The following is a 15,135-nucleotide window of genomic DNA, read 5'->3' as shown; positions in this document are numbered from 1 at the left end:
TCGCAGAACAGCCGCTTTAGCTATTTTTACTGGTAGCATGATTTTTCAAAGAGATAGAATGTTCAATATCAATCCACATCCGCCGTTTTCAGCGGCTATCGCCGGCCTGCGCCGCCAGTTGGCTACCGGCAACATTACCGATCTTTCTCATTTCTGGCAGCAGGCCGCATCGCTGCCGGTACCGCTAGTAACAACGGTGGACGGCGCAGCCGATGAACGTGAAGTCACTTTTTTGTGGCGCGCCCGCCATCCGCTCAGAGGCGTTTATCTGCGATTAAACCGGGTAACCGACAAAGAAAAGGTGTCACAGGGATTGATGACGCCGGTTCCCGCAACGGATATCTGGACCCTGACGCTGCGCCTGCCGGCCAGCTATTGCGGCTCTTATTCACTGGTGGAGATCCCGCCAGGCACGCCGGAAGAGGTTGTTAATCAGCTTGGGAGCCGCTTTGCCGCACTCGCCGGACAGGCCGATCCGCTCAATAAGACGCCGGAGATCGCTATTCGCGACGGCGTGCGGGAGTCGGTGCTGGCGCTTGATAACGCCCCCGCTCAATCCGAATGGCGCGGAGGCCTCCACGCCGGCACCTTGCTGACCTCAGAACGGATCGTTGCCGGGCAATCACGGCAGGTGCGCCTGTACCTGCCTGTGGTTGATAAGTCGCAGCCGTTGGGGCTGGTGGTGCTACCCGATGGCGAAACCTGGTTCGATCATCTTGGGGTGTGCGCAGCCATCGACGCCGCGATCGATAGCCGCCGCATTGTTCCCGTGGCGCTGCTGGGCATCGACAATATCGATGAGCGCGAGCGCACCACGATACTCGGCGGGCGCAGCGAACTGATACGGGACGTCGCGGAACATCTCCTGCCGACCATTCGCCGCGAACAGCCGCGACAAAAATGGGCGGATCGCTCACGCACCGTCCTGGCCGGGCAGAGCCTCGGCGGCGTCAGCGCGCTGATGGCCGCCCGCCATGCGCCGGAAACTTTCGGTCTGGTGCTCAGCCATTCGCCTTCCATGTGGTGGACGCCAGATGGCGGCAGTCGCCCCCATTTATTTAGCGCAACCGATACTTCTTGGGTCAGCGAACATGTGTTGTCTGCGCCGCCGCGTACTGTCCGTATCCGCCTGTGTGTGGGCTCACTGGAAGGTTCGACGGTGCCTCACGTCCAGCGGCTTCATCAGCAGCTACAGGCGTCCGGCGTTGATAGTCATTGCGCCATTTACACCGGCGGGCACGACTACGCCTGGTGGCGCGGCGCCTTGCTTGATGGGCTCGGCTTACTGCAGGGTTGACTTGACCAGCAAGCGCTTTCAGGCAACTGTATGTGCTTTCTGAATAACGAAAACTTCACCTGCGGAAAAGGAATAATCATCAGATGTATGCCCGCGAGTCTCGCTCTACGCGCCCGCGCAAGGCGCTTTTTGCCGTTCTTTCTTGCCTCACCCTCAGCTATAGCGCTTCAGGCTTAGCAAAACCGGATATGCAGCCGTTGGGGCCCAATATCGCCGATAAGGGTTCAGCGTTTTACCACTTCAGCGTCAATCAGTTCGATTCCGCCGACGGCGCTCGCCACTATCGGGTATGGACGGCCATACCGAATAAAGCCGCGCCACCAACGGGCTATCCCGTGCTATATATGCTTGATGGTAATGCGGTAATGGATCGCCTGTCTGACGAACTACTCAAGCAGCTGGCGGCGCAATCGCCGCCGGTGATCGTCGCGGTCGGTTATCAGACCAACCTGCCATTCGATCTTAACGGCCGGGCCTACGACTATACGCCGGCAGTCAGAAAGAATAATGAAACATATGTTGGCCGCAAAAGCGGCGGCAGTGAAGACTTCCGTCAATTACTGGAAACGCGTATAGCCGCTAAGGCGGAGCAAGGGCTGAAAATCAACCTACAGCGCCGCGGCCTGTGGGGCCACTCATACGGCGGCCTGTTCGCGCTCGACTCCTGGCTTTCGTCCTCGTTCTTCCATTCATATTACAGCGCCAGTCCTTCGCTTGGCCGGGACAACTTTGCCCTGCTGAACCGAATCACGGCGGTCGAGCCCGCATCATATTGCGCCAAAAGCCTGGCCATTATGGAGGGGTCAGCGACGCCGGGTGATAACCGGGCAACGCACGCCGCTGAAGTGCTAACTAAAGTACATGCCACCCTCGCCACGCTGAAAGAGAAAGGGGTTAATGCCGCCTTTTGGGATTTCCCTGGCCTGGGGCACGGGTCGATGTTTAACGCCTCATTCCACAGCGCGCTGCTGGATATGAGCCGCGAAAAAGCGTCCAACCAGCATAGCTGTCCTTAACCCAGCGTTGATACTGCCCGCGCGGTTGCGGGCAGTATACTGATGACGATGCGATCAGAATGTCGCCGTCACTCCGGCATAATAGGCCCGACCGGGTTCGTTATAGGTATTCGCCCCTTCGGATGAACGATAGATCTGTTTATCGAAGATATTGCTGACCCCCACGTTCAGACGCAGATTTTTATTAATATCGTAATTAAAGTTGGTACCAACCAGCGAATAAGCCCCCAGCTCTTTACCCGACAGGCCGCCGGTATCTTCGCTGCGCGACTCCGCATGGGTACGCGGTTTTTGTCTACCATACAGCGTCCAGTTGACGCTGGCGGAAAATGCCTGGGTAATCGTCCAGTCCAGGGAGTTGTTGATGGTGTATTTCGGAATAACCGAGAGCGGGTTGCCGGTATCTTTTTGTTCCGAGGTAATCATGTAAGTGGCGTTGGTATTCCATTTCAGACGATCCTTCACCAGCGGGAACGCCATACTGGCTTCAATGCCGTCCACTAACGCTTTACCGCCGTTCTGCCACTGGAGGATATAAGCGCCGGAAGCGGTTTGCCCGATAATATCATCGCCGGCCACAATCTTATTCTGATAATCGTTACGGAAATAAGTCACGCTGGCATGATAATCGTCGAGGGCGAACTCCAGGCCGATCTCTTTATTCACGCTGATTTCCGGATCGAGATCTTTGTTACCAATCAGGTAGCAGCCGCCTGAAGTAATATCTTTAGGGCAACCGTTGCCTTTCGAATAGAGCAGATAGCCTTCGCTGGATTGATAGAGGTTTGGCGCTTTAAAGGTTCTGGCAATCCCGGCTTTAATTTTGAAGTAATCACCTAATTCCTGCGACAGGTTCAAGCTGGGGCTAAAGTTGCCGCCGGACTCATTAAGATAATCAAAACGCAGGCCGGGAATAATATTGGTTCCGGGCGTCGGTTCAATATTATCTTCAAAATAGATGGCGCTAATTTGTGAATGATTTTTACTGCTGCGATCCGCCGCTGAACCGGGAATACCGCCAATGTTATTATCATTCACCGATAAACCAGTAGAAGAGGGATCGTCAAGCTCATCGCGGTTCCACTCCACGCCAACGGTCAGAGTCTGATCGACCCATAGATCCAGCGGAATATTGAGTTCGCCGCTGGTGCGCCAGGAGGTCAGGCGGTTAGTGGTGAATTTCTCATCCGCCGAAATACGCCCTTCGCCGCCGCCGGATAAACCTTCATCCATACGGGTGTTATTGGTTTTTTCGTAATAGACTCCAAAGCGGCTTTGCCCCCAATCCCAGACCCCATTATGGGTAATACCGTAATTCTGCCGATACAGGCGGTTAGTCTCTGCGCCAGATTTCGCCAGGCTTTCGGTCACCGCGCTGGAAGAGCTATTTTGCGTATCGCCGGCGTAGATATTACCCTGACGGCTATATCCGGCTTCAAAATCGAGAATTTGCTGCGGATTCACTTTCCAGGAAACGACGCCGTTAATATCTTTGTTGCGTACCCCTTCGTGGCCGGCGGCGTTTTTCGTCCCCGCGGAAGAGTTAATATCCCAGCTGTCGGCATCGGTTTTATTCAGGTTGCCGTACAAACGCATCGTCAACGCATCGCCGGCCAGCGGCCCGCTCAGGCTAAAGTTGGCGCGTCGGGTGGCCCCTTCATCGCTGCTTTCCGGTTGGTTGGTGTATAACGAGAGCGAGCCATGCCAGTCATTGGTTGGGCGTTTAGTAATGATATTCACCACCCCGCCCGCCGCGCCGGAGCCATAGCGCGCCGCCGCCGGGCCGCGAATGACTTCGATACGTTCAACCTGTTCCGGCGGTACCCAGTTAGTATCTCCGCGGGTATCACGCTCGCCGCGCCAGCTATAGCGTACGGAGTTACGCGAGGTCACCGGGACGCCATCAATGAGGATTAAGGTGTTTTCCGGCCCCATACCGCGAATATCGATTTGGCGGTTATTACCGCGGGTGCCTGACGCGCTGTTGCCGGTGAGGTTCACCCCCGGCATTTTGCGAATAATATCGGAGAGGTCGTTGACCGGAGGGTCCTTTTTAATATCTTCGCTGGTAATAATTGAAACGCCCGGCTGCTGCTTAAGTACTTGTTCTGCGGTGGCTTCAACGACCAGCGTTTCATCGCTATCGTCGGAAGATTTGGCGGCGGATAGCGGGCTATTCAACCCTACCACTAGCGCGGTGAGCGGCCAGAGGATCTTGTTAATTCTCATACCTATTCCCTAATTCATGCCTAACTTAAAGTGGTTGTTCGTTAAGCTCACATCCTTGCTAGGTATTAATATTGTTATTATGTTTTTATTATGAGAATGATAATTAATATCATTTAAGTGAGATTAAGGCAATCCTTGAATTGGTAAAGTGATGGGGTTTGGTACGAGCATGGTTAGTAGAAGCTGGTAGGTACACATCGACTTAAAGTCGATGTAGGGAGAGGTACCTGGTACCTCTCCCTCTCAGTACGAACCACAAATCATCTATTAAATCAGGGCATTGCTATAAAAGGCCTTTGATAGATTGTTTAACAAAAAAGATTAATCAATCAATTAAACTGGATACCTACTTACTAATAGATGAATAGACTAACATAATTAGAAAACCGAGATGAAAAAATAAAAAAACATCACTTACATTAGATTTAAAACAAATATTTCAAACACCCTACCAAATCTAGTGGATAATGAAAGGATTTACTCTATTTTAATTATATCTACCTGCTCATATCATTTGCACCTGGAGCGCGCTATGCCAATATTTACTTATCACCACCCCTTGTTTGGCAAGGTAACGTATAAAACAGCCCATGAGGAAAAAGTATTTGGCGATCGTATAATTTTCACTAAATGATTAAACGAAAAGGATATTCAGTACGTTACTATTCCAGAATTAAAAAACATTAAAAATGTAAGCAGTACTTTTCTTTTTCATGTGAAAGGCCATGAACAGTTAAAATTAGCATTTTCAGAGATACACAGCGCAGGTCTTATTCATATTATAAAAGAGTTAGGAGCCCCATATTATGCAAGGCTTCGCAAACCAACGAGCGGCATCTATAGTAGCAAACCGTCTAATCATGCTTTTGGTATTGCGCTCGATATTAATCCTAATGATGAAGGAAATGGAATAAGTAGCTCACCGTTGTCAAACATTTTTATAAAACACGGATTTACTTGGGGTAACACTTTTACGGCAAAAGATCCTATGCACTATGAAATAAATGAATTCATTTTTCAAAATTAAACACAGCCTGCAAGGGTGGCACACATAAAAATGAAAAAAAATACTAGTCTTGTTTTGATCAATGCGATTTTGATACTTTCCGGTTGTACACAATACACACCGCAAAATCTCAATGCACATTCCGACCTTAATGAAATGCAATTTATATCAAAAAACAACAGGATAGAGGATGATCTCGGGAGGTTATATAAACAATGTAAAGGCATAGACAAAAACGGTAAAGAGTACTTAACGAACTGGAGTGCCACAAGTCTCATTTTATTTCCAACCGGTATAACTGGGGTAAATAAAATCGACACAGGACCAGTTAAAAAGGACTCTTATACTGCGATTGAAAAATCCGGAGCAAAAGCCAAAGCGGTTCTCACTGGCATATTTGATGGTGGTGTAAACTATAATAGTGCATACCGTTATAATGCTGAAGTCAACCAAGTAATATCATTACAAACATCAACATTAAAATTTAACAAGCCGGCTGGGGACTATATAACCAAACATTCAAATTGTAATTTCGCTTATCTAAACACCCTCTATAAAGGAACTGCATTTATTGAAGTGTTGAAAGAAGTCTCATCGGATACCGGAGGCGGAAATGAAGCGGCCTTTCGTATCGATGGCTCATATTATCAATCAGACTCCGCGAATAGATTTATTACTGGTTTTATTTTATTTGAGCTAGCGGATATCAGCCCTGATGAGCTGGAAATGCTTTCTTCAATGAAGCCTAGTCCGGATCTTATCGGCGCTCTAAATGCCAAAGAAGTGAGTGAATTAAAAAATATTTACCCTGAACTTAAAATTGACATCAAGTGATGTTGGCACCAAATCCAGGAAAAAGCGAACACATCGTAACTTCCTCTTTTACATTTAAAAAAATCTGCAGGCCGCCATTATTATTTTGGAAGCCTGCAGATCTTGTTCTACCACGGATAATAAATATGTTCCGCCTGTTCGCGCGCCGGCGCTTCATCGCCCTGTAACCGCGCCGCCAGGGTGAAAGCAAAATCAAATACCTTGCCCAACCCCCGGCCGCTGAGCAGATTGCCGTCTTCCACGACGTCGGCATCCACGTACACGCCATCGCTCACCTGCTGCCAAAGATCGCCGGAACAGACATAGCGACGCCCCTTCAGCAGCCCATTGCCGCCCAGCACGCGGGCGGCGGCGGAGCAAATCGGGCAGATATATTTACCCGCTTCATCGTGGCGGCGAACGAAGGCAATGACCTCCGCGCTTTTCGCCAGATTAACACTGCCTTCCGGGCCTCCCGGCAACACCACGGCATCAAAGGTTTGATCGAAGCTGGCCTTCAGGGTGCTATCCGCTATCATCGGGATAGCGTGGTAGCTCACCACTTCGCGACTCTCGCCGCAGGCAATTGTCTGCACCGCAATATTCAGACGGCGCAGGATATCGATAGTGACTATCGCTTCCCCCTCTTCAAATCCGGGGGCTAATAACACGGCTACGCTTTTCATCTCGCTCTCCATTCCTTGAGGGTTACCAGTACGGGTACCAAATCTGTCGCAGCCGCGCCAGCAGCTCAAGATAGAAATAGTCACCCCAGCTACAGCATTGATCGACGCCCTTGCCGCTGCCCATGTGATATACCGAGTGCTGCAGCAACCCTTCGGTAGGGTCATCGTCGTGGGCCAGGTAGTTGTCGGTCAGCGACAGCGCAATGCGCAGCGCCATCTCTTCGTAATACGCGCGGTTGGCGTCGAGCGTTGGCAACGCCTTGACCAGCTCCAGCAGGCCGCAGGCGGCAATCGCCGCGGCCGAACTGTCGCGCACGGCATCGGTGCCGAGCAACGCCAGATCCCAATGGCAGACATCATCTTCCGGCAGGCGGTTGAGGAAGTAATGCGCCAGGCTGCGCGACAGCTCAACCATCTGCTTATCGCCTGTGTGCTGATAGCTCAGCAGGAAACCGTAAATGCCCCACGCCTGGCCGCGCGACCAGCATGAGGTATCGCTGTAGCCCTGATGGGTGTTACCAAAGCGCGGCTCGCCGGTCTGCACATCCATATAGTAGGTGTGATAAGTCGAAGCGTCTTCACGCACGATATAATTCGCCGCCTGCCCGGCGTGGGCCGTTGCCGCCTGCGCGTAGCGCGGGTCGCCGGTCTGCTCGCTGGCCCAGTACAGCAGCGGCAGGTTCATATTGCAGTCGATGATCATTCGCCCCTGCTGCTCCGGATCGTTTAAATCGCCCCACGCCTGGATAATTTTGGCCGTCGGGTTAAAACGTTCCATCAGGCGCTCGGCAGCCAGCAGCGCCGACTGGCGAGCGGCTTCATTGCCGGTGAGCCGCCAGGCGCTGATGCAGGAGAGCGAATAAAGGAAGCCGAGGTCGTGGGTCGCGGTGTCGATACGCTGCTCAATACGCCGGGCGAACGACGGTAAATAGCGCTCGGCGGCTTCACGGTAGTGCGCTTTGCCGGTCATCTCCCACGCCAGCCACAGCTGGCCCGGCCAAAAACTGGTGGTCCACTCTACGTTATCGGTACGCGGCCAGATGCCGTTTTCACAGGCTTCGCCGGGGAACTTATCGCCGAAGGCGACGATATTTTTGTCGAGCTTGCGCGTCACGCGGTCCAGCGCGTCTTCCAGCTTCTGGCTCAACGCCAGGCGGTCAACCTGATGCAGTTCTATCGGCCGCAGCGCTTCGGTGATAACAGATTTGGTCATAACAACTCCTGAATTAATGTTTGGCCGGTTCAACCGAGGCGGTATCTAAAGCCGGAGTAAAGGGTCGTGAGGCATCGCGCTTCGACTGGCAGCGCGATAGCGTAAAAGCGGAAATCAGCGTAAACGTCAGGGCGCAGCAGCCCATCAACAGATAGGTATGCTCAAAGCCGATTTTGTCGTACAGGTAACCCGCCGGCGGCGCGACCACAATCGATCCGACATAAATCATCGCCTGGTAACCCAGCAGGTACATCGTGGCGTTAACCCGACGATGGAAGTGTTCGGCGATGTATTTGAAGACCGAAATCAGCAGCAGCGCGATCTCGACGCCGTAAAACGGTTTGATGATGGAGATGACAATCGGGTCATTGGTCAGGCCGGAGGCAATCAGCCGCGCCCCCACCACGCAGCCGCAGAACAGCAGGCCGCGCTTGGCGCCATAATGGTTCACCAGCCACGGGATAAACATCATCATCACGAATTCCATCCCCGACTGGACGGTACTCAGATAGCCGTACCAGGCGTTCCCTTGCTCTTTGGTGGCGAAGAACGAGACGAAATAGCGCGGGAACTGCTGCTCGGCGATGAACATCATCCACGCCACTCCGGCGACGTAGAGGCTGAACATCCAGAATTTGCGATTTTTCAGCAGCATCAACACATCGGCAAAGACGATCTTATTCGCGGAAATGACGTTGTTATTGCGCAGCTGTTCATCACCAATTTTGAGGCTAATCAGCACCAGCAGCATCAGTACCGAGGTGCCGCTGCTGAGCAAAAAGTTAGCCAGCGGCGTGAAGTTAAACAGCAGTCCGGAGACCGAAGCCGCCATCGCCCAGCCCAGCGAACCCCACATTCTGATACGGCCAAACTCCAGCCCGTACAGACGGCTAAAGCGGTCGGCATAAGATTCGGAAGCCGCCACCCCGGCGTACCAGCCAAGGCTCAAATACAGCGCGCCGATGATAATCCCCAGCGTCGCGTGGCTTTGCAGTAGCGGCTGGTACACCAGCGCGAAGAACGGCGCCATCAGCGCGGAAATGGCGCAGACAAAATAGAGCAGCCACTTACTCATGCCGATTTTGTCCATGATGTAGCCGTACACCGGTTTCAGGACCACCGCGAAAACGCCATTAATGGCGAACACGCTGCCGATGGTAATGCTATCGAGACCTACCTTCTGGCTCAGCCACAGCGCGTACAGGCCAAAGCTGGATGACCAGGTGAAAAAATAGAGAAAAATAAAGGTACTCATTTTGTACTGCGCGGCGCGTACGGACGATGATGTGCTCATAGCGATGCCTCCGGGGCCAGAACGAGCGTCGTTTCTTGTCGTGCCGTCACGAAGCGTACCGCGTCATCGCTAATGAAGGCCTGTGGGCAGTGTTGCGGTTCGAAGTCGGCGGCATTCCCCGCCCATACCGCGCTTACCAGGCAATGCGTCCCCGCATCAAGCTCGCCGCGCAGCACCGGCACCGCCGCGCGTTCGGCGAACAACAGATTGCTGTTCGGCGGCGTCAGTACCGTCTCGCCACGGCGGGTGTGCGGATGTAAACAGAAAATTGCCGAGATATCGCGGGCGTTGCGTAAGCAGCAGGCGCCGTCACTCTCTTGCGCCTGCGGCAGCGGACGATTCGCCAGGCTAAAGCCGCCTTCCGCGCAATCCAGCGCGCGCTGGGTAGTTATGCGATGGACGCGCAGCTGCCAGTCGCCCAGCGCCAGTAGCCAGCTATCAATCACCACGTCGCGCCACGGCAGCCAGCGGCTGTAAATGACGCCATCAGCGGTGACCACCTGCTGGCATTCGCGGCGGCCGCGCCAGTAGTTATCCTTTTCGGCCAGCAGCAGCATCGAATCGGGAGCGGCATGGTTCAACCCGTAGCGCCCCCGCTCAATGGTGAAACCAAAGCGGGTGGAGTAGGCAAATTTGCAGTATTTCGCCTCGGTATTAACGAAGTTGTTCAGCTCCAACTGGCCGGAAGTCAGCATCCACAGGTGATCGGCCTGATGTACCAGCACCTGATCCGCATGGGCTATTGTGTGCTGCGCGGGCAGCGGCGGCAGCGGCAACTCAGCCGCCTGCCAGAAGGCGTCGCCCTCGCCTAACGCCAGCACCAGCATGGTTTTCAGCCCCCAGTACGGTGAACCCGGCGCGTTGTAATCTTCCGCCATCGCCAGGTTCGGGTAGCTGTAGCCGACGCTCAGTACGCCGTCGCGATCGAACATCGGCTGTTTCAGCCACCAGCGCAGGTGGCGCAACACGATGCCTTTCATCACCCCCGGCGAAAATACCTCCAGCCCGGCGAAGGCCGCCGCGCTCCAGAACGCCGCTTCAGCAAAGCGATAGGTCAGACTACGGCCGAACGGGATCGCCGCGCCGTCATCGGCAAAGAAATGGATGAAGTCAGCGGAGAAACGCGCGGCCCGCTGACGCAGTTCCGCACAACGTCGCGGATCGACATCGGCCATCAGCTTCGCGTAAATCAGGCCATAGAAATGGAAGCCCATCGAGATGTAATAGTCGCGCGGGCGGCCCGGACCATCCGAGTACCAGCCATCGCCGAGGTAATAACGTTCCATGGCGGCAAAATGATCTTCCCGCGCCTGCGGATTGGTCGGCATACCGCAATAATGAAAGCCAACCTGCACCAGAATCGGAAAGAAGTGCCAGTTATTATCCGGGATATCCTGGGTCTCGCACTGCTTTAACCAGCGCCATAAGTTCTCTTTTTCCGCAGCAGTGAAGTGCGCCAGTACGGTTTCGCCCGCCAGCGCCAGCAATAATCCGTAAGCCGCCATCTCGACAATGCGTTGATCGTAAGGCGCGACTTCGCCCCAGTAATCGGCATGCTGCGGATTGGTGCCGTTTTTTATCGCCTGTAAATAGAAGGATAAATGCTGCGGCTCGCTGCCGCCAGCCAACAGCGGCGTCACGCCCCACAGCAGGCGGGAAAAGGTTTCCATGCTCGCGACCTGCTGGCCGTAGTGAGCGGTGAAGTTCGCTAAATCAATGCGGCTGGCGTCGTTTTTAAAATAAGGCGCCACCGCGTTCAGCATTTCATTGACCAGCCGTAGCACCTCTTCCCGGCTTGTCAGTGGGTTATCCAGATGAATGTTTTCAGGTTGCACAGGGTCCTCCCGTATAACACGAGGATAGAGGTAAGTTATTGTTATTAGGCTTTTATCAAGCCACGTGTGCGACGTCTGGATGAAGAGTAACCGCTTTTATTCCCGGCGCTGAGTGAGCGGACTCACAAAATTAAACCGCCATTTCATTTTTGCTGGATTTTGTCGACCGCGCGGAGGATAAATTGCAAATGATGGCGTAAAAATTTAAATCTGTTGTCCTGGAGGCAAAATGGGCGAAGCGCAACTGCTGGAACGTATTACGCTCGATCGGCAGGCCATTTCGTTTAATCGCATGTATACCACCAGCGTGCTTTACTACCACTGGCATCAATGCGTTGAATTGCTTTATATTTCCAGCGGCTACGGCATCGTGGTGGTGGATAACCAGCACTACACCGCCCGTCCTGGGCGATTATTTATCTTCCCGCCCTTCCGTTTGCACAAAGTGCAGGTCGATCATAGCGATAAAAATCCTTATCACCGCACCACCATGCACATTGAGCAGTCGGTCGTTGAGAGCGCGCTCAGCGCTTTCCCGCGCCATCAGGCCCAGTTCGCAGCGCTGGCCGCCAGCAATCTGCCGGCGCAAATTTACGACCTCAGCGAGCACGCGGCATTTATCGAAAGGATCCTTGAACAGTTTCAGCGTCTGGAGGATAACGAGCAGACCACCGCCTGCGAGGTGGCGTTTTTGATGATGCAGCTGATGACGTTTCTACCCGAGCAGCCGCAACGCTACCCGCCGCGCCAGCAGACCGTCGCCTCGCGGATTATGAACTGGATCGAAGCCCACTATGCCAGCAAGTTTTCTCTTGACCAGCTGGCTTGCGACCTCGGACTTTCGCGCAGCTACACCTCGCGGGTTTTTCGTCAGCAGACCGGCGGCAATATCCATGAATATTTGCTCACCCGGCGAATAAAACGCAGTTGCGATCTGCTACGTAATAGCGATGAGAGCATTGATGCCATCGCATTAGCGGTGGGATTTGGCGAGGTGACCTACTTCATTACCTGTTTTAAAAAGATGATGCGCCAGACGCCGCTGCAGTACCGTAAGGCCAGCCAGCGGCGCTCCGCTTTATAACTTAATCCATCGCCTGCTTGAGGCCAACCTGACGGCGACGCCAGGCGCTATCGCGGCTCGCCAGCCAATAGTACAGCGGCGAGGTTACCAGCAGGCCAACCAGCCAGGAGAGATCGGCGCCGTTAAACCACGCCGAGACCGGGCCGACGTACAGCGGGGTATTCATAAACGGGATCTGCACCAGGATGCCGATGGCGTAGGCCAGCAGCGCGTGCGGGTTGTAACGGCCATAGATACCGCCATCCACCTGAAATATCGAGTTAATATCGTAGTTGCCCTTGTGAATGGCGTAGAAATCTATCAGGTTAATCGCGGTCCACGGCACCAGCACCACCAGCAGGGCCAGGACCAGATCGATAAAGTGGCTGATAAAGTCAGCCGAGGCGAAGATCGCCGCCGCCACGCAGCAAATAAGCACGATAACCGACAGCAGCGCCCGGCTGCGGCTGCCGGGGATCCAGCGCCACAGAAAGGTTTGCACCAGGGTTATCACCGACATCACCGCGCCATACAGATTAAGCGCGTTATGGCTGATGACGCTCAGCAGGAACAGCACCAGCATCAACGGGCCTATCGCACCGGTCGCCAGCTTTACCGCATCCATGGTTTCCAGCCCCACCGGCGTTGCCAGCACCGCTACCGCGCCGAAAATAAACGACAGGCTGGAACCGAGCGTCGAGCCAAGGTAGGTGGTCCAGAACGTCGCGGCGACGGGCACATCCGCCGGCAGGTATCGCGAATAATCAGAAACATACGGGGCGAAGGCGATCTGCCACAACGCCGCCAGCGACACGGTAGCCAGCCAGCCCGAGAAGGAAAAGCCGCCGCGGGTTAAGAAATCGGCGGTATGCAGATGCGTGAAGATGTAGCCAAAGCCGACCATAATGCCGATGCCCAGCACCCAGGTGCCGATTCGGTTGAGAATGTGAATACATCGGTAGCCGATAATGCCAATCACGCAGGATCCCACCGCGCCGATCACGATCCCCACCGGCAGTGGGACGGCAGGGGCGATACCGTGCAGCGACTGCCCGGCCAGCACGATGTTCGAGGCAAAGAAACCGACGTACATCACCCCGGCGATCGCCACCACCAGCAGCGAACCAAAAGATCCAAACTGCGCGCGGCTCTGGATCATCTGCGGGATCCCCATCTGCGGCCCCTGCGCCGAGTGCAGCGCCATCAGCGCCCCGCCAACCAGATGGCCGACTAAAATCGCAGCGATCCCCCACAGCAGATTCAGATGAAAGATCTGTACCCCCAGGGCGCCTGTAACGATCGGCAGCGGCGCGATGTTGCCGCCAAACCACAGGGTAAAGAGATCGCGGGTTTTACCGTGGCGATCTTCTGGCGGAATATAGCCAATGGTGTGCTTCTCAATAAGCGGCGGCGATGATTCTTTGGTCGGCATAGCATTCTCCAAAGTCAGGAACCATTAATAATGGTTGTGATGTGCAGGTGTTTTTATGTTTTGGAGATAATGCGCATTATTTAGCGAAAGGGTAAATTACTTTGTTTATGGCTACAGAAAATAAAAAAACTAATTAGCCCGGCAGGACGCCGATAAATATCATAAAAATTTATCATAACCGTTCCGGTAAGATTAAATAATGATATTTTCAACGCAGCGGTAAGTTGTCAATTAGTCATCCAGAATAAATAATCGCGACGCGGTGAATTTATGGCGGATAATAAAATACGGGCCGTTATTCAGGCCCGTATTATGTGATAAGTTAAAACTCAAACGGCAAGCGTTTAACTAAATAACTTACCTTTCAGTAGATTAAGCCCTGCGGAGACCAGGTCGCCCTGGGCCGGCGCTTCGCCCTGCGGCGACAGGCCATCGACGATTTTTGGCAGGTATTCCGCAATCAGCGATGAGGCAGTTTGCGAATCAACGCCCAGTTTGGCGCCGAGATCCTGCAGCGCAGGCGAGCCGAACACCGAGGTAATCTGATCGCTGTTCACCGACATATTACTCTGCTGACTAAGCCAGGACTCGACGATTTCACCTAAGCCGCCGTTGCGGAATTTTTCCAGGATTCCCTGGATACCGCCCTGCTGTTCAATCCAGGTCATGATCGCCTGAAGTTGTTCAGCTTTGCCAGCCTGCCCGCCAAGCACGCCGCCGATTTGATCTAATAATCCCATTACAGTCTCCATCAAAACGTTGCTATTGATCCCTGATTCACGGCTTACTTCGCCGGGATAATCAGTACCTGCCCCGGATAGATCTTATCGGGATGCTTCAGCATCGGTTTATTGGCTTCAAAAATACGCTGATAGTCATTGGCGGAGCCATACATCGCTTTCGAGATGGCGCTGAGGGTATCACCGGATTTAACCGTATAGTAACGACTTTCCGCTCCGCTCTGCGTCACAGTAACGCTATCGTTGACCTGGCCAATCCCGGTTACGTTACCTACCGCGACCAGAATTTTTTCCTTATCTTCCTGTGAACCGACGTCGCCCGTTACCGTCGCGGTACCATCGTCCGCTACGGCAATATTGACCTTTTCGGCACCAGGCAGGTTAAGACTATCAATATGTTTTTTCAGCTTGTCAGCCTGATCTTCCTTGCTGGAGCCGGAGACGGCATCCCAGATCTTCTCGCCCGCTTCTTTCACAAAACTTAATAATCCCATCTATCCATACCTCCATT

The 15,135-nt window shown here is 53.6% G+C and carries 13 protein-coding genes; 5 read left to right on the top strand and 8 right to left on the bottom strand.

Going from position 1 to position 15,135, the window contains the following annotated elements:
• Positions 1–58 precede the first annotated feature (58 nt).
• Together ACSEMK_RS15510 and ACSEMK_RS15505 are read left to right on the top strand one after the other, a co-directional pair.
• Complete coding sequence (locus ACSEMK_RS15510; protein WP_316424719.1) at positions 59–1,297, top strand: alpha/beta hydrolase-fold protein; 1,239 nt, start codon at positions 59–61, stop codon at positions 1,295–1,297.
• A gap of 83 nt (positions 1,298–1,380) precedes the next feature.
• Positions 1,381–2,313: an alpha/beta hydrolase gene (locus ACSEMK_RS15505; protein ID WP_430915083.1), complete on the top strand. Its 933-nt coding sequence runs from the start codon at positions 1,381–1,383 to the stop codon at positions 2,311–2,313.
• A gap of 54 nt (positions 2,314–2,367) precedes the next feature.
• Here the strand turns inward: ACSEMK_RS15505 and iroN are convergent, their stop codons facing one another.
• Entirely contained in the window at positions 2,368–4,542 is a 2,175-nt protein-coding gene (gene iroN / locus ACSEMK_RS15500) for a siderophore salmochelin receptor IroN (RefSeq protein WP_430915082.1), read from the bottom strand.
• 715 nt (positions 4,543–5,257) lie between these two features.
• Between iroN and ACSEMK_RS15495 the strand changes: the two genes are divergently transcribed.
• On the top strand, positions 5,258–5,569 hold the full coding sequence (locus tag ACSEMK_RS15495) for a M15 family metallopeptidase (protein ID WP_430915081.1): 312 nt from the start codon (positions 5,258–5,260) through the stop codon (positions 5,567–5,569).
• A gap of 30 nt (positions 5,570–5,599) precedes the next feature.
• Positions 5,600–6,382, top strand: coding sequence for a hypothetical protein (locus ACSEMK_RS15490; RefSeq protein ID WP_213793586.1), 783 nt, complete (start codon positions 5,600–5,602; stop codon positions 6,380–6,382).
• Positions 6,383–6,489: 107 nt separating this feature from the next.
• On the opposite strand, the gene ACSEMK_RS15485 is transcribed toward ACSEMK_RS15490, so the two are convergent.
• From ACSEMK_RS15485 to ACSEMK_RS15470, 4 genes are read right to left on the bottom strand one after another with little or no spacing between them, the layout of a single operon-like run.
• A complete protein-coding gene (locus ACSEMK_RS15485) occupies positions 6,490–7,047 on the bottom strand; it encodes a DJ-1/PfpI family protein (protein WP_015369700.1) in 558 nt (185 codons plus the stop codon).
• A gap of 22 nt (positions 7,048–7,069) precedes the next feature.
• Positions 7,070–8,260: a glycoside hydrolase family 88 protein gene (locus tag ACSEMK_RS15480; RefSeq protein ID WP_047058886.1), complete on the bottom strand. Its 1,191-nt coding sequence runs from the start codon at positions 8,258–8,260 to the stop codon at positions 7,070–7,072.
• Between the two features lie 13 nt (positions 8,261–8,273).
• On the bottom strand, positions 8,274–9,554 hold the full coding sequence (locus ACSEMK_RS15475; protein WP_015369698.1) for an oligosaccharide MFS transporter: 1,281 nt from the start codon (positions 9,552–9,554) through the stop codon (positions 8,274–8,276).
• Positions 9,551–11,389, bottom strand: coding sequence for a DUF2264 domain-containing protein (locus tag ACSEMK_RS15470; protein ID WP_435336604.1), 1,839 nt, complete (start codon positions 11,387–11,389; stop codon positions 9,551–9,553). Before ACSEMK_RS15470 ends, ACSEMK_RS15475 begins: the two co-directional genes overlap by 4 nt.
• Positions 11,390–11,618: 229 nt before the next feature.
• Between ACSEMK_RS15470 and ACSEMK_RS15465 the strand changes: the two genes are divergently transcribed.
• The gene (locus ACSEMK_RS15465; protein ID WP_015369696.1) at positions 11,619–12,473 is read left to right on the top strand and encodes an AraC family transcriptional regulator; all 855 of its coding nucleotides are present in this window, start codon (positions 11,619–11,621) and stop codon (positions 12,471–12,473) included.
• 1 nt (position 12,474) lies between these two features.
• On the opposite strand, the gene ACSEMK_RS15460 is transcribed toward ACSEMK_RS15465, so the two are convergent.
• The 3 genes from ACSEMK_RS15460 to lysM all read right to left on the bottom strand — a co-directional run bounded on the left by ACSEMK_RS15460 (position 12,475) and on the right by lysM (position 15,118).
• Positions 12,475–13,884 (bottom strand): purine-cytosine permease family protein, encoded by a 1,410-nt coding sequence (locus tag ACSEMK_RS15460; RefSeq protein ID WP_047055790.1) that lies wholly within the window; start codon positions 13,882–13,884, stop codon positions 12,475–12,477.
• 344 nt (positions 13,885–14,228) lie between these two features.
• Entirely contained in the window at positions 14,229–14,654 is a 426-nt protein-coding gene (locus ACSEMK_RS15455) for a YidB family protein (protein ID WP_071647658.1), read from the bottom strand.
• A 14-nt stretch (positions 14,655–14,668) separates the two neighbouring features.
• Positions 14,669–15,118: a peptidoglycan-binding protein LysM gene (gene lysM, locus ACSEMK_RS15450; protein ID WP_015369692.1), complete on the bottom strand. Its 450-nt coding sequence runs from the start codon at positions 15,116–15,118 to the stop codon at positions 14,669–14,671.
• Positions 15,119–15,135 lie beyond the last annotated feature (17 nt).

The sequence above is a fragment of the Klebsiella sp. K-3 genome, assembly GCF_051207495.1.
Taxonomy (GTDB): domain Bacteria; phylum Pseudomonadota; class Gammaproteobacteria; order Enterobacterales; family Enterobacteriaceae; genus Klebsiella; species Klebsiella aerogenes.
This window is presented reverse-complemented; position numbering and strand designations above follow the sequence as displayed.